Origin of the sequence: Aliikangiella sp. G2MR2-5 (assembly GCF_015687155.1) — a bacterium.
In the GTDB taxonomy this organism is placed as follows: Bacteria; Pseudomonadota; Gammaproteobacteria; order Enterobacterales; family Kangiellaceae; genus Aliikangiella.
The window spans coordinates 71450-97975 of record NZ_JADPQF010000009.1; the positions used below are offsets into that span (position 1 = coordinate 71450).

Consider the following 26526-nt stretch of genomic DNA (forward strand, 5'->3'; position numbering starts at 1 on the left):
AAAAATTCAGCACGACACAGGAGCCTCGGTTGCTTCGACGGTATTTTTGATTAATTCTTTAAAATCAGGTTATTACAGGAGTGCCAAGAGGTTGCAAAATCGTGCCCATCGGTAAAATGTCACATCATGTGGCGTGATATTTACAGTAAAATAGCTTCCGAAATTGAGATTTGAACGAATGAACCAATAGTAGAGCTCAGGCTTTTGAAACTTTACTTTTTTGTTTGTTTTATAATCAGCGGCAAAGTAGCGCTGAGTATGTAATGGAACTCAAGATGTTCAACTATTGATATAAGGAGAATAATTTGAAAGCGATACAAAAAACTGTTGCCATTTTGACATTGCTCTGGGGAGCAAGCTTATCAGACAGCATTCAAGCCAATCCGGGAGACGTTGGAATATTGAGCTTTGATCATCTGATAGACGCTCAGGATTTCTGTACCAATGTCAGTGACGTTACTGATTATTGTAACTACGATCTACGCTATCACTATAAATGGGGATGGGACTGGGTAGTTGATTATAGAATCAGGGAGTTTGACGAAGATCTACTAAACCAGGAAATGCCTTTTGTTGAACAAACTGACGCTCTCAATTACTGTAGCGAAATCAGTTCTGCAGTTGTTTCATGCACAGTAGCCAGCCGATCTGGCGGTGGCGAGTCATGGTTTATCGCTCAGGTTATGTCTGATTTAGATGATAAATGCCGAGTCTGCTCCGGTACGACCAATAACGTTGGCCTCCCTACAGATCCTGAAGAAGATCCCGACCCATTTTAATCTTACGGCACATAAAAATGCTAAAAATAACTACAAGGATATTGTTACTGTCAGGTTTTCTTTGTCTGGGCGTTCCTGCCCAGGCAAAAAGCACTATTTTCCTACAAAAGTCGAAACTGGTAACCCGGTATAGTACCTCACAATTCAACGATGTTAAGTTCGTAAGTTCAATCGAACAGGATAAGTACGGCTTTATCTGGATAGCAGGCTCTAGTGGCTTGTTCCGCTTTGATGGCTACAGTTTAACCAAGTATGTTCCCGACGAACTAACAACAGACTCTCTTCCTTATCATGATGTTAACCAGCTCCTCTACACTAGCGAGAAAAAACTCTGGGTAGGAACAAGCTACGGTCTGGCTATCTACAACGAGCAGTTTGATAACTTTAGGCAGGTAAAACTCGGAAATAGTGCTTCCAAAGTCAGCATCACTGCTTTGTATGAAGACAAACACCAAAATATTTGGGTTGGAACAAGAAGAAATGGTGTTTTAAAAATTGATAAACACCTTTCAGTCACTTCCTACTCACATGACTCACAGCCAGATTCTGAAAGAGAGTCCAGAATCCTAAGTTTTTTTGAAGATAGTGATGGAAGCATCTGGGTCGGAACACAGGATAGCTTTAGCCAGGTGGACCCTCAAAATAAAAAACTTATACAAAGACTAATAAACAAAAATATTTCCGTAACAAGCATTGTTTCTCATAAAGGTCAGCTATTATTGGGAACAAGCAAAGGTATAAAGATATTTTCGAAAAAGAATAATAGGCTCACAGGTTCTCTGTTAGAAAATTCCCAGTTTTCAAATGTCAAGATTCTATCAATATTCAAAGAAGAAAATGGCGATTTTGTGATAGGGACGATGAACGACGGTGTGTTATTCTATTCTCAAAAAATGAACATTCCACTACAATATTCTCACGACCAAGACGATTCAAATTCCCTATCGTCTAATACTGTCAACACTATATTCTTAGACCAGAACGATGAGATTTGGATCGGCTCTGACGTTGGCGTAAATAAAATTCACTATGGTTTAAAACAGTTTGACCTTTTTCAGAAGCAGTTCAATTTAAAAAACTGTCTGGCAGGAAACTCAGTTTATGCTATTTTTTATGATAGTTTTGACAATTTATGGATTGGTGTTGAGGGACAAGGATTAAATCGTGTAGATCTCAAACAAAAAAAATGCCAACTCTACAATGCAACAAATATTGAACTCACTGACACCAATTTCGAACTGGTTTTTGATATTAAAGAAGACGACCACGGACAAATTTGGATATCCTCATATAATGAAGGACTAATCAAATATGATCGAAACAATCAAAAATTCACCCGTGTAGAGCAAAAAAAAGGAAGTATAGCGGAGAAAATTTTAAATACCGCTTTTATTTATAAAATATTGAATGGCAAAAACGATCTCCTATGGCTTGCAATGCAAGATTACGGAATCGCTACGCTAAACACAAAAACTAATGAGTTCAAGCTTATTTCGCCGATAATAGAAAAAGCTTTAAACATTGAAGGTTTTACATCTCAAACAATCATAGAACAAGATGAATATATATGGTTCTCAGTTGAGGGTCATGGTCTTGTTTCGTATAACAAAGAAAATGATCAAGTCAAAAACTTTGTAAGAAAATCAAAAACTGCCCCAGGCATTCCAGAAAATATATTTGCGGCGACAAAAGATAAGAACAATAACCTATGGTTAGGCAGTCAGGGGGATGGTCTGTTTAAATTTAACATTAATGATAAAAGCATTAATAGATATAATCAATCCAAAGGGCTGCCTAATAATTCAATTTGGAGTATTATTGCCGACACACAGAATAAACTTTGGATAGGTACAGAAAATGGCCTATCAGTATATAGAGAAGAAAACGACTCATTTTCAAATTTCTTTGATACCGATGGACTTCAAGGGAATGACTGGCCTCCAACCGCATATTACAACGCTCGAATGAAGCAACTTTGGCTTGGAGGTTCTCAGGGAATTAATAGAGTTTTTACTCAGGACGAGCTTTCTAAACAAAGAGAAAACACTCCAATAATAACAGAAGTAAAAGTGAATTTTGAATTACCATTTGTCGAAGAAAATGGAATTGAAAAACCACTTTCTAGTTTAGTTATTGAGAAAACCCAGCTAAAGCTAAAGCATTTCCAAAACAATCTAAACTTTTCGTTTGTAGCAATAAACCATAGTGAAGCAGATCGAATAAAATACCAGTATAAACTGGAAAACTATCATGACTGGCGAGATACAGAATTTAATACGCGACACGTCAATTACACCAACCTGGCACCTGGAGAATATAAATTCTCGGTCAGAGCCAGCAATAGCAATGGTCAATGGAGTAACCAAAGCGCATCAATAAAAATTGTTATCTCTCCTCCTTGGTGGGCAAATCCTTTTGCATATATCGCCTATGTGATAACGCTAGTTATTTTTGTTTTTTCATTCATTGCCTACAGAACCAGACATCTGAAAAAGCGTTCGCAGTTACTGGAGAAAATGATATTTGACAGAACAGAAGAACTGTCAGAAGAGAAGAAAAAGGTCGAATTGTTACTCGATCGTAAAAATGAAGAGTTTGCGAATATATCGCATGAGTTCAGAACACCATTAACGCTCATATTGGGACCAGTACGTCGCCTGCTCAGCGAGCAACCAAACGAAGCGCAATTAAACAGCTTAAATGTGATAAAACGCAACGGCCATCGCTTACTTAGACTGGTAAATCAGCTGCTTGACTTAGAGACATTCCGAATACTAGGTATTACTCAGAAGCGGCTTTACGACACAGAAAAAACGACTCGCATGTTAACAGAGGCTTTTTCTGATTTGGGTAAGGAAAAAGGAGTAGCAGTCACAGTCCTGAAATTGGCGCAAGTGAACTGTCAGCTAACCAGTGACAGTTTGGAAAAAATATTACTCAACCTTCTATCCAACGCAATAAAGTACACCCCCTCCGGTGGTACAATTACAATTGAAACAACAAGAACGGTCAACAACTACCTTGAAATAAGGGTTTCAGACTCTGGAATTGGCATCGCCGCTGACAAGCTGGATTTTGTTTTTGAACGGTACAGCCGAGTTCTCACTCAGGATAGCGAACAGGTACCAGGAGCAGGCATTGGTCTGGCCTTGGTAAAAAATCTCGTAGAAAGCCAGCATGGCAGAATAAAAATTGAGAGTACGGTAGGCAAAGGAACAACTGTTTCGGTATATTTACCTATTGTAAATGAAACCAATGAAGTTATAGCTGACTATCAAGAAAGTAGTGATTTGCTTTCATTAGAAATCGAAAGCTTTAAGGATGGAAAAAAACTCGGAACCGACGAAAATAGCCATTCTTCTGACATCGAAACTGACGAAAGTCCCCTGGTGCTTGTTATCGAGGATAATCAGGACATGCAGCAATACATAGCCTCATGCATTAAAGACGAATATCAGGTAATCATTGCTGACGACGGCGAAAAAGGTATTCAGATTGCGGAGGCCAGAGTTCCCGATTTAATCATTAGTGATATTATGATGCCAAATAAGGATGGCTATGAAGTAACAAAAGCAATCCGTGAAAATAGAGTGACAAATCATATCCCAATTGTTCTTCTCACTGCTCGGGGAGATAGAAAGAGTAGACTTAAAGGGTGGAAATACAAAGCCGATGAATACCTGACAAAGCCATTCGATGTAGAAGAACTTAAACTTAGATTAAAAAGTTTGATAGACATTAGAAACCTACTAAAAAGGCGTTTTTCAGACACGGCTTTTACCCAAATATCGAATTTAGACCTAAAGGCTAATTTTGAGGTCAACGCATCCCCTTTTGGTGAACAGCCGGAATCCGAGCACAGTTTCACCGCACAAGACAAATTCTTGCTCCAACTCAACCAATCAATCGAAAAACTCTACAAAGATGCCAGCGTCACGAATCAAAGCATAGCGGACGCAAATCACATGAGCTTACGTCAGCTTTTCAGAAAAACGAAACAGGTCGTGGATATGACCCCATCTGACTACTTACGGCGATTTCGTCTGGAAAAGGCGAAACATTTGTTACTTCAGGGATTCTCAGTTAATCAAGTAGCGCTGGAAGTTGGTTTTTCTTCACATAGTTACTTTAGCAAATGTTTTAAAGCTCATTTTGGACAAGCGCCGAGTAGTCTTATAGATCAGAAGGAGGGCTAATATTTCTCAAGAATTATTAGCAAACTTTTCTCAAGTTTCAACTAAAAGACAATCCCGGTAGCACGTAGTTTTCAAAATTTCGAATACTATTTTAATACAAAAAAGACGCCTTCTGGCGTCTTCTCGTTTTATGGCGTTTAAGTCTCTAAAAGAAAGCCTTCTTAGCCTCTTCAGAAAGTTCCAGTCCACTCACATTCGCCCGCTGCAAAAGCTGCCAGTAATAGCGATAGGTCGCTCTGTCATGCAGCTCACCTTTAAATTGAATCGGTCCCCAGTCAGCAGCTTGCGCGGCCAGTAAAATTCCCTGCGCATCTTCTACTTCAGAATAATCTGGCTTCATTGCATCAACGATAGCCTGAATTTGAGTAGGATAAATACTCCACATTCGCAAGAAACCAAATTCATTACGCGCACGTTTTGCATCAGCCAAAGTTTGCTCTGCATTCTTGAGATCGAGGGTTACATTGTGGGCAGGAACTATGCCGTTGGCTAGTGCTGCCGCCACCATTTCAGTTTTTGCTCTGGCGAGCAAAGGATGATCAAACTGACCGGGACTGCGCATACAGGCTGCAGGAATAGCCCCATTGTGACCACTGACAAAATCCATCATGCCGAAGTCCAATACCTGGATCCAGTCAACCTCTGCAATTTGCCATACCTCTTTTAAAGCACCATGAGTCTCAATCAGAACATGAATAGGAATCGCCCGATGAATATCGTTTTCCCGTGCCACCTGTTTGATATAGGAAACCATCTCTGCAATTTGTGCCGCCCTTGTGCATTTTGGCAAGGTAATATAGGCTACTTTTTCACCGATTTTCGGCACCAGGATATCGACATCTTTTTTCCAGTGAGGGTGAGTATAATCGTGAATTCGAACCCCCATCATTCCGTGGATGTTGGAATCACTGGAGATCACTCTTGCGACCATTTCAGCATGTTCAGCCTCAAAGCCGGCTGCAGCGCCGTCTTCACAATCACAGGTAATATCAAACACGGGCCCCATTTTCTGCTGAAGTTCCAGAGCTTTTAAGATCAATTTTTCACTACCGGCGAAATGCTCACAACTAGGGATCACCGGAAACGGCTTTTCCTCATCAAATAGTGCATCGTTAGGATGAACGCTTGCTGCCATTATTTGCTCCTTATTAATTGGTGGTCAGAAGTTAAATTAGCCTCTTTTTGGCATTTTCGCTGACCTTTTATTAGTTATCGCACCATTTTTTGCCCGAATCAACTCGCTTCTTCCTATACTGCATATAGGCAATTTGTTGTACGAGTTTTGACCTGAATCCTTTAACCTGAAATAAGAGCTGAGCGACAAACGGCCAGTGATCTGCGACTGATTGCCAATAGACATATGTCAGATCATGGTTTCAAATCAAACTACTGACTAATTTAAAGCGCTTTTGAACTCACAACAGGTTTGAAATCCTGCAACTTTTCAGTTAGATTGAACGCAAGACATCGGACCAGTTAGAATAACAAGCTCAACAATAACGAACAAATGGCAATTTGGGAAATTAATTTTAATAAAATCCATGGCCACCTGATGGCGCATGAGCACCATTTTAAAAGGGCTCAAGTGATAATTTGAAGCGTAAGAAATATCTTTGGTAATAGAAGCAACCTAAAGGACAGGCAGATATGAACTACCATAACGAATTCCTGGAACAGGTAAACGAAGAAGATGTGCTTGGCGGCTTTTGGCCTGGCATTCAGTTGTATTACCCGCCAGTAAAGTATTCGCCCGCACGCGGCGAGTATGAAACCATGGAAGATGCCGTTGAAAGACTGAGAAGACATGCTCACAACTGCCCTGCACATACCCTGCTGTTTGACCTTGAAGATGGCTGCCGTCAAAAAGAAATGAGTCGTGAGCTGCTGCGCAATGAGCTACCTAAGTTCCCGGAGCGAAAATTCCAGATTGCGGTCAGAATTAATCCGTTCCGTACCGAAGAGTACGAAAAAGACCTGGAAATGATTCAGGAGGTAGCTGAATATATCGATGTAATTATCCTGGCTAAAGCAGGTGAAATGTATGGGCCAGCAGAGATTCGCGATCTATCTTCATGGTTGGTAGGAGTAAACCCCGACATTGAAATTCAACCGATTATCGAGCATCCTCGTTCGCTGAAAATAGCACCGGATTTAATGGCCTTCTCTACTGTTAAACATGTTGTCTTTGGGATTCACGACTTCTCCAAAGCCATGGCTATCCATCTTACTCCAGAAGGCTGGATCGACGAGTTAAAAACCTACTTACGTAACCTCTTACTGGAAGCAAGAATCTCCGGAACTGGGGTTATAGGGGGTGTGGAAGTACTTATTAACGACACACCAATGCCCGAAAAAAATATTGAGCCTCATGACGTCAGACGCTGGTTAGATTTGCACGGCGATCATGAAAGCCATGTCGTTCACCGCCACGCTACCGTCGAGGCTCAAATGGGACTGACCGGAAAGCAGGTTATCCATCCATACCACATCCACCTTTGTAAGGTTGCCTTTACTCCCTCACCGCTGATTATTCAACGTAATGTAAACATTCTTAAGGCAGCAATCGATGCCGATGCCCTGCTAGGTGGAGCGATAAAATTCGAAGGTGAAATGCTGGATCCCCCGATGTTTGGTAAAGCCCTGCAAACGCTATTAAGAGCCTACGCATTGAAGTCTCTCTCGCCTGAAGACAAGCTTTTTGCCATGGATGTTCTGAAGAAGCTACCGATCCATGTGATCCGAGAAAACTGGCCATACGGAAGGATTTAAGCAATGACTGCGAAATCAGAAAAAACCTCCAGGTTCGATACCTATTTAAATCAGGTAGATGGTGAGTGGCAATGGACTCTTCCGCAAGAATTTAACATTACCCAGGCGTGTGTTTGTTCTCATGTAGCTTCCGGTAATGGTGACAACATTGCGCTAATTGTGGAAGATCATGCTCTGGGAACCAAGCAACTGAGTTATCAATCGCTGGATGAACAGAGCGCGCGTCTGGCCAATGCGCTAAGCTCAAATGGTATAGTGACCGGGGACAGGGTATTAATCCGACTCCCCAACTCGACCGACTACCCGGTTAGCTTTTTCGGTTGTATCCGACAGGGTGCTATCGCAGTGCCTACCTCGACGCTATTGGCGGCTTCAGAAGTTGCCTATCTGGCCAAGGACTCAGGCGCCAAAGTATTGATAGCAGCCAAGTCAATGTGGCAGGAATTAAAGAGCCTGCTGGATGAAGATACTCAGCTTGAAGCCATCTACCTTGCCGGGCCGGGAGATCTCCCTGAATCTCCGCAAAACTCGCCAGTCAAGTTGTGTGACTTTGAACAACTACTGGTTGAAGCTTCAGCGCAACATCAGGTAATTGCTTCTTCACCACATGATCCGGCTTATCTGGTTTACACCTCAGGGACCACGGGCTACCCAAAAGGCGTGCTCCATGCGCACCGCTCTCTTATCGGCCGCTTGCCTGCCAGCCGCTACTGGTTTGATTTTAAGCCGGGTGACCGCATCATGCATTCTGGAAAATTCAACTGGACCTATGTTCTGGGTTCTGCACTGATGGATCCACTATTTCATGGGCAGACAGTGATTGTCCACGAGGGACCTAACGATGCCAATACCTGGCCGGAACTGATTAAGAAACACAACTGCACCATATTTATCGGCGTGCCAACTATCTACCGTCAGATCATTCAGAAAACCCAGTTTGGCGCGAAAGACGTTCCATCACTTCGCCATTGCATGAGCGCCGGAGAGCATCTTTCGGACGAAATGCTACTTGCCTGGCGAGACAGGTTCGAAATGGATGTCTATGAAGCTATCGGTATGTCAGAGTTTTCATACTATATTTCCCAACATAGAGGAGCACCGATTAAGCCTGGAGCAGCGGGTTTTCCGCAACCCGGACACAATGTCATGCTACTCGACGGTGAAGGGGAACCCAGTAAACCAGGCGAAGAAGGTATGATCGCCATTCCGGAAAATGACCCGGGACTGTTTTTAAATTACTGGCAACTACCAGAGGAAACTGAAAAAGCTCGCCATGATGGCTACTTTTTCACCGGTGACTATGCACGAATGGACGCAGAAGGCTATATCTGGTTCCTGGGAAGAAAAGATGACATTATCAATACTTTCGGTTATCGCGTTTCCCCCCATGAAATTGAGCGAGTGATCAAAACTCACCCCAAGGTCGCTGATTGCGTCGCGCTGGGAGAAGACATTGCCAAAGATAAGACACTGGTCAGTATCTGTGTCATACCGGTTAAAGACAGTGAACTAACCGAATCCGAATTACTAGAGTTTGGCAGCCAACAGCTTGCCAAATATAAAGCGCCCAAGATTGCCCATCTGTATGATGACTTTCCCAGGACCAAAAACGGTAAAGTCCTTAGAAAACAGATGCTACAACAACTGGCAGAAATAAGAGCGCAACAAGAAAAGGGAGAAACCGCATGAGCTTTCAATATCGTCCGCGTCGCAGCGTGTTATACGTTACCGCACACGAACCAAGACATATAGAAAAAGCGAGAAAACTGCCGGTCGATACAATCGTTTTTGATTTGCAAGAGTCTGTACCGCCGCAGCATAAAGAAAACGGACGAGCACTGCTGATCAAGTCATTGGAGAACAATGACTTTGGATATTCAGAAAAGATTATTCGAATCAACTCTCTCGACTCAGATTGGGGAATGGATGACTTGCGCGCAGCCGTGAGCTTGAATGTCGACGGAGTTCTCTTTCCAAGTGTCGAGAGCGGAGGTCAACTCAAGGCGGCTATCGCCACGCTGGATGAACTAGGCGGAAGTCATCTGGACGTCATGGCAAATATTGAAAGTCCAAAAGGCGTGCTGAGAGCGGAAGAAATTGCAGGCGCCAGTAATAGATTAAGCGCAATTGTGATGGGAACTACCGATCTTGCCAATTCACTACGTATTAACCTGACCCAGGATCGCACAGGTCTGTTAACCAGTTTGTCCATGTGTATTCTTGCTGCACGCGCGCACGATCGATGTATTATCGATGGACCTCACTTTGATTTAAAAAATATCGAAGCTTGTGAATTTTCCTGCCGACAAGCCAGAGATCTTGGCTTTGATGGAAAGGCTGTCATCCACCCGGTTCAGCTGGCCTATACCAATGATGCCTTCACCCCCAAAGGCGAAGACGTTAAACGCGCCAAAATGATTATCGAAGCTATCGGAGAAGCTCACGAACGAGGCCGCAGCACTGCGGTAATTAATGACCGTTTGATAGAGCCTTCTCTTGAACAATGGGCCAGACGTGTCATCGCACTCTACAACCAGGTGCATGAGTTGGGTCAGAGTGAATTAATTGGTCCTGAAAAATAACCTAATGACAATCTTGCTTTTCTAGCGAGCAGTAAAAGGATAAATGAATGAGTAAAGCGGGACGAAGACTGGCAACTCCGGAAGGAAACTTTTTTGAAGATTTTTCCATCGGTCAAAAGTTTGTTCACGGTGTACCCAGAACCATAACTCAGGGAGATTCTTCTCTTTACACTGCGCTCACCGGTAGCCGTTTTGCACTCCACTGCGCAGACACTGTCGCTAAAAATTGTGGATTTAACACCACTCCGCTGGATAACTTTCTGGTTTTTCATATTGCATTTGGAAAAACCGTCAACGACATTTCGCTGAATGCAGTGGCGAATTTGGGATATGCTGAAGTAAAATTTTATCATCCCTGTTTTGCAGGAGACACTCTGTCAGTCACTAGTGAAGTAATTGGCCTTAAAGAAAACTCCAATGGTAAAAACGGCGTTGTCTATGTACATTCACAGGCAATAAACCAGTCAGCTCAACTAATTGTGAGCTGGATCCGCTGGGTGATGGTCGAAAAACGTCAATCATCAACACCTGATACCAGGCCACAAATTCCTGAATTTAGCAAAACACTCGACGCCACAGATATACCTCTACCGGAAACGCTCGACTTGTCCGGCTGGAAAAGTTCCGACGGCGATAACCAGTACCGATTTAATGATTTTGAGATAGGCGACAGTATCTTTCATCGTGATGGCATCACGATTAACGACAGCGATCACTCACTGGCAACCCGCCTCTACCAGAACAACGCCCGAGTTCATTTCGACCAGAAAATGATGGACTCCAGCCACCATGGCAAGCGACTGGTTTACGGCGGACACATTATTTCGCTGTGCCGAGCTCTTTCCTACAACGGCCTGGGCAATGCACTCTGGCTTTGCGCTATCAATGGCGGCACCCATGCCAATCCGAGTTTCGCCGGCGACACTATCTATTGCCATAGCGAAATCATCGATAAGAAAAGGGTTGAGGGAAGAGACGATTACGGATTGCTTCGCTTGAGAATGCTGGGCATAAAGAATGATTCCCCCGACCTGATGGAGTTTATGTACCGTCAGGATAATGGTCGTACTCGCTATCATGATAATCTAGTGCTGGATCTGGATTTTTGGGCACTGGTTTATCGTTAAGTATTCTTCCACACGAATTACTGGCGAAGCCCCTGTAAGCCTCCACAATGAATAAGAAGAATACGGCTTCCAGCTTCAAAGTAGCCACCTTCTATCAAGTCGATCGTCGCGAAAAACGATTTTCCGCTATAAACTCTTTCAAGCGGAATATGGTATTGAGCTTCAAACTTTTCGATAAAACCATCTAGCTCACTAGTCGACTTGGCATAACCGCCAAATTCGTATCCTTTGATCACCCGATGACTATCTTGCCAATGTTTTTCCAGTAAATGGTAGCCAGCTTCTTCCTGCGCTAATAACTGGTTAAGGTGCTGCTCAATTTCATCATCGTTCTTAAGGACAGCTACCCCCAATACTTTTGTTTGCAATTTCATATAACGCGTAGCTTGAATATAGCCCGCCATACTCGTACCTGTTGCACTGGCAATCACAATATAATCATAGCTTTTTGGCACTTCCATCAAAGACTCAATGGTTCCTTTAACGGCTAATCGGTCAAAGCCTCCTTCAGGTATCCAGAAGCTCTCCTCTTCAAGTTTCGGTGGAGCCTCCCTAAGCTCACGAAACGCTTGCCGATCGACAAGATGGATAGTGGCTCCCCAGCGCAGTGCATCTTTAAGCATTGGGGTTAAAGGCTGTTCTGGATAACCGCGAACATAAAGTTTAACTTTCCAGCCTAGAAGATAGCCGATGTAGGACACTGTATGAAGCAAATTGGAATACCTTCCTCCCATTACCGCAACGCTGCGACTCCCTTGTTCCTCAATAGCTAATAAGAGGTGCTTCAACTTCCGCCACTTGTTGCCGGAGATGAGCGGATGCAGCAGATCGTCGCGCTTTATTTCCAGACTAACTTTCATTTTCTCTGCAGATGGGTGCAGAACCGGATGTACAAGGGAGTTTCCTAGCAGTGAATACAGATGTGATACTTTGCGAAATTGCACGATAAAAAAAGCAGTAATGATGGGCGAAAGAAATTATAAACAGGGTAATGAAAAAAGAAAGGCTAAGGGAGAAAAAAGTGCTCAGTTAGCGAGAAAAAAATCGACAAACCAAACGGACGGCCAGATGATTATCACCTAGCCATTTACGACTTGAGCGGAAGTAACAAGCCAGGAAGTATCTTTTCGGCGCCGATCCTGACGCTGACGTCTGTCCAGACCAAAGTTTCTTAATAGTGTTTCGACTTTCTCGTTACGACCACCTCTACGACGTTCAATACGACGTTCCGGCCCAACGTATATCCTTTCACCATTAATTACTCTGAAATTACTTTCTTGCGATACAGACTTGTTCATTATCTGGTCCTCATTCCAACATTCGACCTGTACTGGATACTGCGCAGAGCCTTTGCAAGCAATAGATTGCTTTCCCTGGTTCCACACTAAACCCGACATTCTACAGGCCAGTTCCTGCAATTTTAGTCGTTATTGGTCAAAATTCAAACTATAACCGGATAACCGGATCGATTTTGGCGATTAAGCGCCATCATTGTGAAAAAGCAACCATTTAACATCCAGAAGAGAGATTCCTTTGTTATCAATAACTTAAAAAAAACATTTTTCACTAACAAAGGGTAATAAGGAATATCATTCGCAGAATACAGCGTAATTATTTACATTCAGTATTTTAGGCTTAACTCTCGTTTTTTACGCCCTACTTTTAAAGTTAATCTTTTATGACCTATAAAATATCGCACTAAAAGTATAAAAAAGGGCTAAATTTGTATTCTGAATTTAATCGATTAGCGATATATGTCATATTTCTGTCAAATACAACCTCTAGAATGCCGAGCGTTCACAAATCTAAATATATAAATTATTTAATATCTATCGGAGAATAAGTAATGAAAATCAAAACTTTCGCTTTATCTAGCCTGGCGCTAGCGACTATGGCTGCTACAGCTCCAGCGTTTGCGGATGACGAGTGGGTTGATGTTTACGGCAAAATCATGGTGACCCTGGACAAAGTTGACAACGACGGTGGCGACGATCAGTGGGAAGTTAACAGTAACGCTTCTCGCTTTGGCATCAAAGGAAAAGGCGAAGCAGGTTCTCTGGAAGCATTCTACCAGTTGGAATGGGAAGTTGACGTTTCAGATAGCTCTAAAAGTTCTGATGACCACATTAAATCTCGTAACCAAATTGTTGGCGTACGTGGTGGATTCGGTGAAGTATTCGTTGGTCGTCATGACACTCCAACCAAAAAGCTTCAAAAGAAAATTGACCTTTTCGGCGACCTAAGTGGCGATATCAAGTACACCTTCAACGGCGAAGAGCGTGCTGACAATATCGTTCAATACACTACCCCGAAAATGGGTGGCTTCAAAGCTAAATTGGCTTTCGTTCCTGGTGAACAAACTGACGTAAATGATGGTCTGGCTGACGGAACATCTTTGGCACTTGAATACAAAACTGGTGATTTAAATCTGGGTGTATCTTTCGACTCTGACATCGAAGGTACTGACGTTGACACAATGCGCGCAATGGCACAGTACAAAATGGGTGACTGGCAGTTTGGTTTGATGCTTCAAGACACTGAAGTTGCTTCAGGCGAATCTTTCGATGGCACTATGGCCAGCGTAAAATACTCAATGGGTGACAGCGCACTTAAGCTTCAGTTGATCGATTCAGACATCTGGCAGTCAGGAGTTGCGAAAGCAAAATACGGCTCACAAACCTCTATCGGTTATGACCGTAAACTTGGCAAGAAAACTACTTTCTTCACTTACTACACTATGGGTGAAGTTGCAGAAAGTGGCTTAGATGACAGCATCTTCGGTCTTGGTCTTGTACAAAAATTCTAATGTAGGAACTCAATTTGAAGACGCTTGATGATATGAGCGTCCCATATATTCCTCAGAGTATTTTTAGCGCCTTTCACAGGCGCTTTTTTATTCTCTTGATTATACCGCTTTTAAATATTTTTCAATCGTATCAAGACGTTTAGGCTTTGCGTAATAGTACCCCTGAGCACCATCGATTCCTAATCGAGACAGACACCTCGCCTCATCTTCATTTTCAACCCCTTCCGCAAAAATTAAAAGTGACTTTCCTTTTAATGCAATCAATAAAGATTTAACTAACAGTTGGTGCGACTTTTCATCATGAATATTTCTGGTAATTCTACGATCTAGTTTAATCATACTAACCGGCAATGACTCCAGATAAGCCAAATCCTTATCCGGTGAGCCAAACCGATCAATACACCAATGAACACCAAGCCGGTGAATTTGTTTCATTAAAGGAAGTAATACTTCCAGATTATCCACAACTTCAGTTTCTTTTACTTCAAAAATAAAGCGATGACACATTTGAGGAAAGCAGGATAATTTACGAACCAGCCAACTGACAAAACGCTCATCCAGCAGGCTTGAGAAAAACAGGTTGATAGAAAATCGAGATTGTTTGTCAGTGTCTTCCAGATAGAGACAATGTTTAACAAGGCTGTCAATTACCTGTCGATCAAATTCCGACGCCAGACCACACTGCCTTGCCATTGGTAAAAACATATCAGCAGTTAAAACATCATCATCATCAAGCAAGCGCATGTAGACTTCCTGGTGATTGTGACCGCCTTCAGCTATTTCTGTATTTGCAAAGTAGACTAACTGCTGTCCATAGAGCTTAATTCTTCGCTTATCCAATGCATTTTGTAAAAAACTGCGCCACTTCAGATTTCCTCGAACCTTATTGTCTGCGAGGACTTCACCGTAAATATACCAATTATTGCCACCCTGAAGCTGCGCATTTCTAAGGGCCATATCAGCCTCAGCGAGGACCTTATAATAATCAAATCCCTGTTGATAGACAGACAGACCAATGTCAACAAAATGTTCTTTCACCGCAGTCTTGTCAAAGACTCCTCTTTCAAGATTGGAAATGAGCTTTTTACATAATTTATCAACATCAGACTTCACCTGATTTGGCAGTAGTAAAGCAAAATCGGTGACTTTTAATCTGGCCACCAAAGTGTCGTTCATTCCGGCTACAAATTGACGCAGATTTTCGGCGATTTCTTTAAGCAATTCGTCATCTAATACTCGATTATTGTCCTGATCAAATTCCCGAAAGCTAAGTAACATTAAGAGTCCCGTTTCCGGGCCATCTTCCGGCGACTCATGCTGATGAAGTCTCACTTGAAATTCGGCTTTGAAAAACATCTGGTTTCCCAGCTCCGTTATGTCATCGATGAACGAAGTTCGTCGAATTTCATTGGTTAGTGCCTGTTTGTCCTTGGTCAGGGTTCGATTACTGGCCAGTAGATACCCCAAAGCTCGAGCGATAGGAGTTCCTATTTCCTTTAGTTGGTTACCAGAAATCCCCTCGGGTTGGTTTAATACATCAACCGCGGCATCTTCGGTTCTAAATAATGGTCTAAACCAGTAGTAACCGCTAATACCTATCAACAAAACCAAAGTAATTAATAGAATCAGATTATTACCACCAAGTGCGCTTCCATATGAAGAGTCCAGCTTAAAAAATAGTACTAGCGTATAAAGTTGATTGTTACGATTAGTAAAATAAAATTGCTGCATGACTTCGCCAGCGTTTTCGACGTGACGCCCTATCTTGCTATCAATTCGTTGACCGTGATGATCAAGCAAATACCAATAGGAAACAGAAGAGATGCTATCAATCGATTGCAACAGTGTGGAAAGCCCCTGTCGATGCTTCAATTCATTTTCTAGCTGGACGATAATCAGGTTTACCTGAGCTGCCAGCTGAGCCTGATTGTTTCGTTCACTATTAACGGTCTGCTGCAAAGTTGTACTAAATAAACTTTGCTGATAGAGGGAACTGGAAAACAGCAGAAAAGCAATGACTAGCAAAAACTTGAATGCATTCTGTCGTAACATTAGAAATCCCTTTAAGATTTGTATAGCCTGTTATCAATAGCTCTACAACCTGAAAAGAGCCGTCCACAATCAAATAGATAATAACTATTTAAGTTTAGCCCATTCTTTAATTACTGTTACAGCAATTAAAGAACTCTTCACTATAATGGAGAAGATTACTTATTGCCAAGTTAATAGAATACTGTTCAAATAATTAAAATTCTGGAGATTGTTCAATGAAAACTTTACTTTCTAGCATTATGGCGACTTTCGCATATTTTTTCTTTTCGGCTAGCGTTTTCGCCTCATCAAATATTTGGGAGGGTGTTCCTTTGCCAGAGTTTGAGCTAGCAGATCAAAAAGGCGAGATAAAAACCAAAAACGACTTTCTTAATGATTGGCTAATCCTTTACTTTTACCCTAAGGACAAAACTCCAGGATGTACCGTTGAAGCCCAGAACTTCACCAATGACTATGCAAAGTATAAGGCGTTGGGAGCAAACATTGTCGGCGTCAGTTATGATGATGTGGAATCTCATAAAGACTTTGCTGATACCTATGAAATTCCATTTACGCTGTTAGCAGACACCGATGCAAAGTTAAGCAAGACCATGAAAGTCAATCGAATTTTACCCTGGCCTCATGCTTCACGAGAAACCTTTGTAATCAACCCTGAAGGTATTATTGTTCATCATTATTCAGATGTCAGTCCCAAATCACATTCTCAAGAGCTGCTAGAAGACTTGAAAAGTTATCAGAACAAACAATCTAAAAAGCAGTAGTTCCGGATAAATACCTTCTGAACGGGACAGAAACATTTTCCCTGATTAGCCACCTCATTCTTTGGCTCCAGGCTTGCGGTAGAAAATTTCTGCCACAGCACAGATAGATAAGCCATAGAACTACAGGCTTCAGGGAACAATGAGTTTCATGTTCAAAGTGCAGAAAAAGCCTGAGTTGTTCCGCAATCAAAGGTAAATTGTCCAAATTTTACCAGTTTTTCCTTTTTCTTCCTGAAGTATAGATATCCTCAGATAGGTCACTACCATAATCTTAAGCAGCAAGTTCAATGAACTGAATCAGCGGTAACCGGAAGCAGAGCTAAAAGTATGAAGATTTTGCGCCATTTCAAAAGCGCTATTTCTATCCAAGGCTCGCGACAGGTTGCCGAGTGACTAAAACATTTACAGGATTATTAAAAATGAAAAAACAGACTTTGTTTGTTGCGATTCTTTCTGCTTTAAGTCTTTCAGCTACAGCTCAGGACACCGGACCTAACTGGGGCAACCCCTACGATCTCTGGATTGGGGGCGTGACCTATCAATCGAATGGTACTGCCGGACCAACTCATAATGGCACTCATGGTAATACAGTTACAGGCGGCAGCTATAGCGTTTGTAATGGACGCCTGCAGGATGCGATTGCATCACACGCGAGCGAACCTCAAGTTTCCATGACCGGTTGTTATCTGAAAACGACCGTATTGTTTCAACCAGCCTTAGTCGCGGATGATCCGGTTACCAACTCAAACTCCGACAACCCGATTTGGGCAGAACTGGATGCGCTCAAGCTGCGCTATAACCTGTCAGGCTTCAGCAAGGAAATTCAGGCGTTGGAACAAAAATACAATATCGAAAGCTTTAGAACTGAATTTGAAGCTTTGTATATTAAGTCGATAACAGACCCCAATACAGACCCTGATGCTGGATATATAAGCCGCTAAGAAAAAGTTACACTTAAAGCCGATAACAATTATCAGTCCTGATTTTGGGGCTGATAATTTGAGACTCTTTTAATGACTATCCTTTATTTCTTTTCCTTACCGATTTCCTAAATTCAGACTCAGGCAGTTCTGGCTTTTTGTTTGTATTTTGAAGAAACGTTTTAAATGGATTACCTAAATCTGAATTAAAGGTATATCCATTTTCGAACAGAGGTCTTAATTTGGTCCATGCCTTTGTATCAGTTGATTTAGGAGCCTTAAATGCACTCCCGGTATTAAACATTGGGTTGGAGCATTGAGGACATAACGTGTCATATTCGACTTCTTTCCAGTTTCCTCGCTTATCCTGGATATACTTGTACTTTTTAAACACCTTGCGGCAATCTAGACATGCAAATCCTATTGTTATGTCTTTTTTTTGCGCGCCCAAACCCCACAGCAAAAAAAAAACCGCTGATACAGCGGTTTTTCTTAACTAACTCTGCTTACTAAAACGGGATATCATCATCAAATGAATCATTAAACCCTGTATTAGCTGGCGCAGGTTGTTGCGGTGCCTGCTGCTGTTGAGGGGCAGCCTGCTGGTAACCACCGCCTTGCTGCTGATAGCCTCCTTGTTGCTGACCGCCAGCGTTCATTCCACCGCCAGTACCACCTTCGGCACGGCCGCCCAACATCTGCATTTGGCCACTAAAGCCATCAACTACCACTTCAGTGGTATAACGATCCTGGCCTTGTTTGTCTTGCCACTTGCGGGTCTGCAATTTACCTTCAATGTAAATCTGAGAGCCTTTTCGTAAGTATTCACCAGCAATTTCAGCCAGCTTGCCGAATAGAGAAACTCGATGCCACTCAGTCTTTTCCTGCATTTGACCAGTATTTTTATCTTTCCAGCTCTCGCTAGTTGCCAGACTCAGTGAAGTTATTGCACTACCGTTTGCAGTGTATCTAACTTCTGGATCCTGACCCAGATTACCGACCAAAATTACTTTATTTACGCCTCTAGTGGCCATTCAACTACTCCCAAAAATATACTCGAATTTCAAGGAAAGGAGACTAATGACTAAATTTGGGGACAAATTGCCAACTCCCATTCCCGATACCGTTAACTGCATATCATATAACAACTGGCAAGCCATGTGAAAAACATTTCCAGTCAGTTTTTCAGATATTTCATTCAAGTGCCTGTTACCGCCATTTGCCATGGTAACAGCGGATTACTCTAAGAAAATCTCCCCCTGACAGGAGTTTATGTGGCCATCTGGATGGACAATTGTTCTGATTATGAGTCGCTTGCTTTATTTCTCAGCTTACTGCTGGCTAAGAATTGCTAGCCCGCTTCCCCCGTAGACAATTGCATATTATTCCATCAATTACACTTCGAATCTGTGCGTAGTTACCATAGCTTCCAAGGTTCATTTATGAAATTTTGCTCAATAGCAGACGAAATTGCCAGTTCTATCTAACGAGATCTAAATCGTTAAGGGGCACTTCAAAATTTAGTGGAATGGGCTTGATAACCCAGGCCAGTAAAGACCAACCCGGGTCAAATAATGTATAGCAAACTAAGCAATTGCTTCGACTTGAGAAGGCTTAGATACAGCTAGAGCTTCCGTCAGGTATTCACGCAGTGGTTGAATATGGTGTTCGTGATCGTGCCATTCCCCGTATAAGTTTTCGAGTAAATGAAACTCCCCCACAACCTCACCATCCACAATCTGGCGAAAAACAGGATGCAAGAATACGCTTTCTTTTGCCTTTTCAGGTACAGGATTACGATCAATCGCAAACGGATTGCCTACAACCTTACCGAACTCCAGAGATACCGTAAGGTAGTGTCTGGAATCCTTAAAATAAGCCTCGCGGATATAATCCATTGGCAACTCATCATAGTATTTTGCTTGTTCTTGACCGGCATCCAAGTCAATAACATCACATAAAAAGCCAAACTGCTGCCACAATGCAGAAGAAGTGTTAACTCTTTGCATTGCATTTTCAATAATGGATTCTACATCGCTATCAATATTGCGAGACTCTATAGCAGCCCCCTTATATTTGTGCTTAAGTATCTTGCTCAAAGCTTTAACGTTATAACGGAATCCGTGAATAAAGCCTGAAGTAGTTTTTCTAAAATCGCGTACATGAGTGATAGTACCAGCAAAGTACATATCACTAACATTGGTGCTTTCCCAGTCATTATTTTGCATCGGGAATTTATTCATATTGCACATTTCAGGTTTGATGCTCGGATCAAAAATGCTGTTATCAAATTTAAACCCGGTACAGTTAATAATACGGTCATAAACCAGAACTTCTTTTTCACCATTGGCATGCAAATAATCCACACTGACATGATATTTACCGTCAACAATTTCAATTTTTTCTATAAAAGCATCCAACAGGGCATTCTGAGATTTCAACTGATAGGTATCAAGGAAGTTATTGTTCACCGCTCTTAAGTGTCCAACATAGTGTGTTTCCCAGGCGAACTGTAAAACTTCGGGGCTGATAACATGAATAACAGATGCTGTAGGTGTTAAACTGTCTGCCGTTTCAAAAGCAGAATTACCTTTACCGATAATAAGAACTTCCTGATTAATAAAGTCCTTTGGGTCAACCGAAACTTCAGTGTAACAGTCTGCCAGTTCCATACCAGGAATATTCGGCTGATTAGCTTTTCCAAATCCTGTAGCAACGACTAATTTATTACAGAAGTACTGTTCACCTTGCTCATTAGTCAATATAAACTGACCCTTTTCACCTTCGCGCGTAATCGAAGATATGCGCTGTCCGTAATCAATATTAAGATTATAACGTTTGGCATATTCATTCATGTACTCGACTAATGAATCTGCATGAGGAAAATAGTCTTGATCAAAATCCTTAAATAGAAAATCGTCATGATCATTTAGTAGCGAATTCCAGTCCCAGCGTAGATTAACTTCTTTATCATCATAGCCTGTGTGGACTTTATTAATAGAAATCAATGTACGATGACGAGGGAACTTTTCAAACGAAGTTCCCGCTTGCTCGCCGGCTTCAAGAATCTTGTAATCCTCACCAGTTTGTTCGAAATGAAAGCCTAGCTGCAAGCCTGCAGGACCTGCACCTAAAATTATATAATCGAAAGTATTTTTTCGTTCCATGATAACTCCATTTTTTTTGTTTATTTAATAGTTGATTTAAAAATTGCGATAAGGATCAAGATCCCCCCGATAAAAAGAATGACATTGTTCACTAGAAAAATATCAGCAGCATAGCCAGCGGCAGCCATAGATAGCGGTGCCAGACCAACCGTAGTGAAACTCAATAAGGCCATCACCCTCCCACCAAACCGCGAAAGGGTATTACGCTGGATTAGGCTCTGGAGCGAGATAAACAGACAACCCGCAAAGATTCCGACGAAAGCTAGACATATTGCAGCGTAAGCAATAGTCGTCACCTGGCTTAGTGCAATAAGGCAAATTCCCAGAACGACACAACTGGTGACTATCAGCGCATTGATTTGCCTCTTTATTTTAGGCGCGAAAGCACTCGCCAAAGCCATGCCTACGATCATTGATATTCCATGAGCACTAAATAAAATACCAAGTCCTTTCACTGACTCGTTAAGAGTCGTCTTAACCAGTAGTGGAAGAGAAACAACAATTGGTCCTTCAACGAACAAACCGACCACTACGATAAACAACAAATTGTCTCTCAACACTCTTTTTCTTAGTACGTAACGTACGCCCGACTTAAGCATGGAAAACATCGGCTCTTCACTTTTCTCTTGCTGGATTTTTTGGCGTAAGAAAAATAGAGGTAAAAGAGAAGTCACTAATAAAATGCCTTCGAGGCCAAATGCATTAATCACTCCTTCTATTTCATTCTCAGGTATTGAGATGAACGTAGCTACGACCAGAGGCGCTATCACCTGGCTTAGCATTTGCCCTGAAAATAGCATCGAATTAGCTAATTCAAGTTTCTCGGAAGGCGCTAAACGAGTTAAGAAAGTTCTTACTGCAGGATGATTTATTCCATCAAGCAAGCCATGGACTATCGCAAACAACCAGACATACCAGAGACTCAACTGATTTATCCATAAGATAAAGCAATAAAGCCCAAGAAAAATCCCTAGTAATGCCCGGCTGACGATAAGCATTGTTTTTGGATTAAACTTGTCAATCACAGTACCGGACAGCAGCATAATTACAGCTCGACAGCTAGCTTGAATGGCTAACGCCAGACCTAAATACTGTGCCTTTCCGTATGCGCTGAGCACCAACCAGGGAAAAGCTATCACCGAAAAATAGGCTGCAAAAAAGTAAATAAAAGATGAAGCAAGAAACACGTAGAATTGCGTGTTTAGTTTTGTTTGCTTTTCTTTCTCAGACGGAAGTTCAATTTCCGCAACACGCTCATTCATAGTTCTTTCCTTTATCTCTTATGTAATCCTTAATTAAGCTAGCAACTTCACTTCCACACTCATTTGCAACCAGGGCCACATGACCAAAAGGTAATAAGTAGTGATGAAATTGTTGACAGCGTTCATTCCAAAATTGATAACAATTTGGAAATTTTTCTTTTCGATAACGTTCTCTGGAGTCTTGAGTTTCTATCAACAAAACTTCGGGCAATTCTTTTTGGGGTTGGTGATACTCCATTTCAATTTGAGTACAATAGGTCTTGAACATTCCTTCAAACACATCCAAATCAGCATGCTCAGGTAACTCATCCTTTTCTTTTAGATGCCGAAAGACTCTGCTAAGATTTTCACTCCAATCAGCTTGCTTGCTCATTACTTCATTTGCGTTTTCACTGAGCATTGAAAGGAGCTGCAACATTGCATCATATGGCTCAACTGGAGTACCAGGTAGATAGCCGCCATCCAGTAACACCAAACCACTTGCGCCATATCCAAGTTTCTGCTCCATAATACGATTCATTTCCGCTATCACGGCGCATCCAATTGAATGTCCCATCAACCAAACATTCTTCTCCAATATTTCAGCAGGTACTTGTTGCAAATAAAATTCTGCTAACGCTTGTGGAGAATCTTGCGGCTCACCATCTGCAAACAAGCCTTTTGCCTGAAAGGTATACACTGGATGGTCTTCAAAATTTTCTGCAAATTCGTGCAAGTAAGATCCGAATCCAGGACTACAGGGAGCTATTAAGATAGGCGTTTTATTTCCGCTAGCTTTTAAAGGTAAGAAATAGTTGTGTTGCGACGACAATTTCTGCCCCTCAATAATATTCGCTAGTCGCCGAATGGTTTGAGATTCAAATATATGATTGATTGCAATCGTCGCCTCAATAATCTTGTTCACCTGGGTAACAATTGAAATAATTGATAACGAATTGGCACCTTTTTCAAATAAGTTACAGGTCACCCCCATCTGACAGTCAAGAACCTGAGTAACGATTGCTAGCAATTGACTTTCAAGCTCACTATCAGGCTTCACGCAGTGTTCAACCAAGTGAGTTTTCGGCGCCGGCAATCGCTTTTTATCGACCTTGCCATTTGCAGTCAAAGGAAGTTCTGACAGCAAAGTTATTGATGCAGGTACCATATATTCTGGCAATGCTTTTTCTAATCTCAACTGTAATGCCTGAATAAATGAATCTTCTTCTGATAAAGATTTCAGTGGTGTATTGGCGACAATATAGGCCGACAATACATCTCCTTTGCCAACGACAACAGACGCGGCCTTTACTTTATCGTCAAGTTTAATTTGGCTCTCAACTTCACCCAGCTCAATCCTGAGTCCTCGCAATTTTACTTGCTCGTCCGCGCGGCCTAAAAATAGCAAATCTCCATTAGGCAAAAATTTCACCCAGTCACCAGTTCGGTAGAGACGCTCTTCTTTAATCGCGTGATGCTCAATCGATATAAATGCTTCATCCGTTAGTTCCGGTTTATTCCAGTAGCCTTCAGAGAGGCCATCACCTGCAATATACAACTCACCTCTCACCCCAACAGGAACCGGTTTTTGATTTGAATCCAATACATAGAATCTTGTGTTGCAGATTGGCTTACCAATCGATATTGGTGCTGTTTTGCTTTCTCTGGTAAACGACTTCGCACTACTCCAGATACTCACTTCCGTTGGACCATACTCATTTACTAACTTGGCATTCTGGCTCCACCGCATTTCCTGATGCTTTGTAACCACGGCGCTACGTAAAGAAGAACCGCCAACCACCACAGCTTTGAGGTATTGACCATTAAGTTCCATTTCCAGTAGGTTAAGATAGACCGTCGGAGGAATGATTAAATGAGAAACCTGTTTTTGCTCTATCAGGTTTGCCAGATAATTCATGTCAAGAATGCTTTCCTGCTCCGGTATACACAACAGACCACCATCACATAGGGTCCAGAAAATTCCCGCAGTTCCGGCATCAAAAGAGATAGAAGGAAAAGACAAGCAAACATTTACATGTTCAGGCGCATAATAATGCTTGCGGGCCTCATTGGAATGAACCAGTTGTCGGTGGTTTATTTTGACGCCCTTGGGCATTCCGGTTGAACCGGAGGTATAAATTACATAAGCGCCATGCTCCGGACTAATCGCGTATCCAAGATTATGGCCGTCATACTGGTTCAGCTTCTTCTCTATAGATTCGAGAGGAATACAATAAGATTTTGTTTCCGGCATTTTGCTTTGAAGAAGCTCACTGGTAATTAAAACGCTAATACTTGCATCTTCTATCAAATACTTTATGCGCGCTTCAGGTAAAGCAGGATCGATCGGAACATATGCCGCTCCCACCTTATGAATTGCCAGGATTGCAACCGGGATCTCAAGACAGCGCTCTAAACATATGCCAACATGATCACCAACCTCAACACCTTCCTCCACTAAATATCTTGCTAGTTGATTTGCTCGATGATTTAGCTCTTTATAGGTAAGACTTTGCTGTTGATAACACACTGCAGTAACATCTTCATTTCTATCAACGACACTTTCTATCAAACGATGTATTGGCTTATCCGTAGATATTTCATATTGAGTCTGGTTCCAGCGTTCAAATTGTTGATACTCTTTCTGCGAGAGTAGTTCCGCTTCAAAGACTGAGATTTCAGGTCTCGCGATTAAACTTTTTAGTAAGGTTTTAAAGCCCAGTGAAAGCTGCCGGATAGTAGACTCTTCAAACAATTGAGTGGCATACTCCCAGGACAAAAGTAGCTGACCATTCTCTTGCTTTATCGATAACGCTAGATCTGTTTTAGCTATAGTCTGCTCAACGTGGTAAGTATTTGCTTCCAGTTGACCTAATTTAAAATCACCTTCGCTCTCGCCCTGATAGCTAAAGAACAACTGGAACAACGGATTGTAGGCCAAACTTCTCTTCGGTTGAATTGCCTCGACTAATAATTCAAAAGGCAAATCCTGATGTTCGAAAGCTGACAAAACCATCTCTTTTGAACAGGTCAAATAATCATCAAAAGTTTGAGAGTCTCCTATCTGATTACGCAAAACTAAAGTATTAACGAAAAAGCCGATAAGCGACTCAGTTTGCGGGTGATTTCGACCAGCGATAGGCGTTCCGATAACAATGTCATTCTCGCCACTATAGCGAGCAACCAGTAAAGCGAAAACTGACTGTAAAAGTATAAAGTCGGTAATGTTATGCTGTTGACAAAACCGTTGAATATCTTGAGTTAAGTTGGACTCTATTTCATCAAGTATCTGACATCCGCTAAAGTCCTGGTTAGTGGCACGGGGGTGATCCAAAGGTAATGCATGCAACTCGGGGATCGAGTTTAATTGCTCGCACCAGTAACCTAACTGTTCAGCTTTGACCCTATCAATATGCGACTTTTGCCAAGCAGCAAAATCTTTATACTGAATCGACAATGGTTGATATTCTATTTTTCCTGTTTTGCTCCATTGCCGGTAGTAATCTGAAATTTCAGATAATACGGTGGACATTGACCAGCCGTCAGCGGCAATGTGGTGTACCACTATAACGACTATGGAAACTTCAGCCAGTTGAATCAGATTTACTCTGAATATTGGATCATGCTCTAAACTAAACGTTCGCGTGATTAACTCTTGAACACGAGACCGAACTTCTGGTGAATTCTCGTTTAGTGCCAGACCACTCCAATTATCAACGTCTAACTTACTTTGCCACTGTTCATCGATTTCTTGATAAAACCTTGTATTTTGTTTTTCAGTAATCGAGGTGTATCGAGTTCTTAAAATACTATGCCGTTCTACAAGTGCGTTAAGGGCTGCCTCGAGTGCAGTAGTATCAACATCCCCCTTGACAGAGAACGCTAATGGAATATTGTAAGAAGCACCGACATTTTCAAGCTTTTGCAAAAAGCACAATCGCTCTTGTGCATATGAAAGTGGAGGGTAAGTTTGCTCAGAAACGGGGATCGGCTGAAAGCCGGCATTCCAATTTTTACCCTCTAATAGCGATGCAAAGCTTCTAATGGTTGGAGACTCAAACAACTGCTTGACGCTAAGATTAACATCGAATCGTTGCTGAACCTTGTTAACTAGTCTGGTTGCCAA

General features: G+C 42.0%; 18 protein-coding genes. 9 read left to right on the forward strand and 9 right to left on the reverse strand.

Going from position 1 to position 26526, the window contains the following annotated elements; all coding sequences use genetic code 11:
• The first annotated feature begins 305 nt into the window (after nt 1-305).
• On the forward strand, nt 306-779 hold the full coding sequence (locus IYN84_RS20550; protein WP_196141161.1) for a hypothetical protein: 474 nt from the start codon (nt 306-308) through the stop codon (nt 777-779).
• Between the two features lie 17 nt (nt 780-796).
• On the forward strand, nt 797-4975 hold the full coding sequence (locus IYN84_RS20555; protein ID WP_196141162.1) for a two-component regulator propeller domain-containing protein: 4179 nt from the start codon (nt 797-799) through the stop codon (nt 4973-4975).
• A gap of 145 nt (nt 4976-5120) precedes the next feature.
• Here IYN84_RS20555 and IYN84_RS20560 read toward each other — a convergent pair whose 3' ends face one another.
• Nucleotides 5121-6110 (reverse strand): CoA ester lyase, encoded by a 990-nt coding sequence (locus tag IYN84_RS20560; protein ID WP_196141163.1) that lies wholly within the window; start codon nt 6108-6110, stop codon nt 5121-5123.
• Between the two features lie 512 nt (nt 6111-6622).
• Here IYN84_RS20560 and IYN84_RS20565 point away from each other — a divergent pair.
• Genes IYN84_RS20565 through IYN84_RS20580 form a run of 4 tightly spaced genes read left to right on the forward strand, consistent with a single transcriptional unit; the run spans nt 6623 to nt 11453 of the window.
• On the forward strand, nt 6623-7744 hold the full coding sequence (locus IYN84_RS20565; protein ID WP_196141164.1) for a CoA ester lyase: 1122 nt from the start codon (nt 6623-6625) through the stop codon (nt 7742-7744).
• A 3-nt stretch (nt 7745-7747) separates the two neighbouring features.
• Nucleotides 7748-9433, forward strand: coding sequence for an acyl-CoA synthetase (locus IYN84_RS20570; RefSeq protein ID WP_196141165.1), 1686 nt, complete (start codon nt 7748-7750; stop codon nt 9431-9433).
• Complete coding sequence (locus IYN84_RS20575; RefSeq protein WP_196141166.1) at nt 9430-10326, forward strand: CoA ester lyase; 897 nt, start codon at nt 9430-9432, stop codon at nt 10324-10326. Before IYN84_RS20570 ends, IYN84_RS20575 begins: the two co-directional genes overlap by 4 nt.
• Before the next feature lie 47 nt (nt 10327-10373).
• Nucleotides 10374-11453, forward strand: coding sequence for a MaoC family dehydratase (locus IYN84_RS20580; RefSeq protein WP_196141167.1), 1080 nt, complete (start codon nt 10374-10376; stop codon nt 11451-11453).
• A 17-nt stretch (nt 11454-11470) separates the two neighbouring features.
• On the opposite strand, the gene IYN84_RS20585 is transcribed toward IYN84_RS20580, so the two are convergent.
• Nucleotides 11471-12313 carry a 1-aminocyclopropane-1-carboxylate deaminase/D-cysteine desulfhydrase gene (locus tag IYN84_RS20585; RefSeq protein ID WP_196141168.1) on the reverse strand — a complete coding sequence of 281 codons (843 nt, stop codon included), beginning with the start codon at nt 12311-12313 and terminating at the stop codon, nt 11471-11473.
• Nucleotides 12314-12532: 219 nt separating this feature from the next.
• On the reverse strand, nt 12533-12850 hold the full coding sequence (locus IYN84_RS20590) for a hypothetical protein (RefSeq protein ID WP_196141169.1): 318 nt from the start codon (nt 12848-12850) through the stop codon (nt 12533-12535).
• Between the two features lie 449 nt (nt 12851-13299).
• On the opposite strand from IYN84_RS20590, the gene IYN84_RS20595 reads away from it, so the two are divergent.
• Nucleotides 13300-14259, forward strand: coding sequence for a porin (locus IYN84_RS20595; RefSeq protein WP_196141170.1), 960 nt, complete (start codon nt 13300-13302; stop codon nt 14257-14259).
• Nucleotides 14260-14358: 99 nt separating this feature from the next.
• Here the strand turns inward: IYN84_RS20595 and IYN84_RS20600 are convergent, their stop codons facing one another.
• Nucleotides 14359-16311, reverse strand: a complete 1953-nt coding sequence (locus IYN84_RS20600) for an EAL domain-containing protein (RefSeq protein ID WP_196141171.1) — start codon at nt 16309-16311, stop codon at nt 14359-14361.
• A gap of 215 nt (nt 16312-16526) precedes the next feature.
• On the opposite strand from IYN84_RS20600, the gene IYN84_RS20605 reads away from it, so the two are divergent.
• Together IYN84_RS20605 and IYN84_RS20610 are read left to right on the forward strand one after the other, a co-directional pair.
• Nucleotides 16527-17072 carry a peroxiredoxin gene (locus tag IYN84_RS20605; protein ID WP_196141172.1) on the forward strand — a complete coding sequence of 182 codons (546 nt, stop codon included), beginning with the start codon at nt 16527-16529 and terminating at the stop codon, nt 17070-17072.
• A gap of 419 nt (nt 17073-17491) precedes the next feature.
• The gene (locus IYN84_RS20610; protein WP_196141173.1) at nt 17492-18013 is read left to right on the forward strand and encodes a hypothetical protein; all 522 of its coding nucleotides are present in this window, start codon (nt 17492-17494) and stop codon (nt 18011-18013) included.
• A 76-nt stretch (nt 18014-18089) separates the two neighbouring features.
• On the opposite strand, the gene IYN84_RS21030 is transcribed toward IYN84_RS20610, so the two are convergent.
• From IYN84_RS21030 to IYN84_RS20630, 5 genes are all read right to left on the reverse strand, one after another.
• Entirely contained in the window at nt 18090-18386 is a 297-nt protein-coding gene (locus IYN84_RS21030) for a hypothetical protein (protein WP_210330773.1), read from the reverse strand.
• 115 nt (nt 18387-18501) lie between these two features.
• Nucleotides 18502-19026: a single-stranded DNA-binding protein gene (gene ssb / locus IYN84_RS20615; protein WP_196141174.1), complete on the reverse strand. Its 525-nt coding sequence runs from the start codon at nt 19024-19026 to the stop codon at nt 18502-18504.
• 552 nt (nt 19027-19578) lie between these two features.
• Nucleotides 19579-21159 carry an NAD(P)-binding domain-containing protein gene (locus IYN84_RS20620; RefSeq protein WP_196141175.1) on the reverse strand — a complete coding sequence of 527 codons (1581 nt, stop codon included), beginning with the start codon at nt 21157-21159 and terminating at the stop codon, nt 19579-19581.
• A gap of 20 nt (nt 21160-21179) precedes the next feature.
• Nucleotides 21180-22421, reverse strand: coding sequence for an MFS transporter (locus IYN84_RS20625; protein ID WP_196141176.1), 1242 nt, complete (start codon nt 22419-22421; stop codon nt 21180-21182).
• Nucleotides 22414-26526 (reverse strand): non-ribosomal peptide synthetase (locus tag IYN84_RS20630; RefSeq protein WP_196141177.1); only part of this gene is annotated, 4113 nt, incomplete at its 5' end. The genes IYN84_RS20630 and IYN84_RS20625, both read right to left, overlap by 8 nt.

What these genes read in the sequence shown, in the direction of transcription:
- IYN84_RS20555 (WP_196141162.1), top strand. Translation starts at nt 797, where the DNA reads ATGCTAAAAATAACTACAAGGATATTGTTACTGTCAGGTTTTCTTTGT.
- IYN84_RS20560 (WP_196141163.1), bottom strand. Translation starts at nt 6,110, where the DNA reads ATGGCAGCAAGCGTTCATCCTAACGATGCACTATTTGATGAGGAAAAG.
- IYN84_RS20565 (WP_196141164.1), top strand. Translation starts at nt 6,623, where the DNA reads ATGAACTACCATAACGAATTCCTGGAACAGGTAAACGAAGAAGATGTG.
- IYN84_RS20570 (WP_196141165.1), top strand. Translation starts at nt 7,748, where the DNA reads ATGACTGCGAAATCAGAAAAAACCTCCAGGTTCGATACCTATTTAAAT.
- IYN84_RS20575 (WP_196141166.1), top strand. Translation starts at nt 9,430, where the DNA reads ATGAGCTTTCAATATCGTCCGCGTCGCAGCGTGTTATACGTTACCGCA.
- IYN84_RS20580 (WP_196141167.1), top strand. Translation starts at nt 10,374, where the DNA reads ATGAGTAAAGCGGGACGAAGACTGGCAACTCCGGAAGGAAACTTTTTT.
- IYN84_RS20585 (WP_196141168.1), bottom strand. Translation starts at nt 12,313, where the DNA reads ATGAAAGTTAGTCTGGAAATAAAGCGCGACGATCTGCTGCATCCGCTC.
- IYN84_RS20590 (WP_196141169.1), bottom strand. Translation starts at nt 12,850, where the DNA reads ATGTCGGGTTTAGTGTGGAACCAGGGAAAGCAATCTATTGCTTGCAAA.
- IYN84_RS20595 (WP_196141170.1), top strand. Translation starts at nt 13,300, where the DNA reads ATGAAAATCAAAACTTTCGCTTTATCTAGCCTGGCGCTAGCGACTATG.
- IYN84_RS20600 (WP_196141171.1), bottom strand. Translation starts at nt 16,311, where the DNA reads ATGTTACGACAGAATGCATTCAAGTTTTTGCTAGTCATTGCTTTTCTG.
- IYN84_RS20605 (WP_196141172.1), top strand. Translation starts at nt 16,527, where the DNA reads ATGAAAACTTTACTTTCTAGCATTATGGCGACTTTCGCATATTTTTTC.
- IYN84_RS20610 (WP_196141173.1), top strand. Translation starts at nt 17,492, where the DNA reads ATGAAAAAACAGACTTTGTTTGTTGCGATTCTTTCTGCTTTAAGTCTT.
- ssb (WP_196141174.1), bottom strand. Translation starts at nt 19,026, where the DNA reads ATGGCCACTAGAGGCGTAAATAAAGTAATTTTGGTCGGTAATCTGGGT.
- IYN84_RS20620 (WP_196141175.1), bottom strand. Translation starts at nt 21,159, where the DNA reads ATGGAACGAAAAAATACTTTCGATTATATAATTTTAGGTGCAGGTCCT.
- IYN84_RS20625 (WP_196141176.1), bottom strand. Translation starts at nt 22,421, where the DNA reads ATGAATGAGCGTGTTGCGGAAATTGAACTTCCGTCTGAGAAAGAAAAG.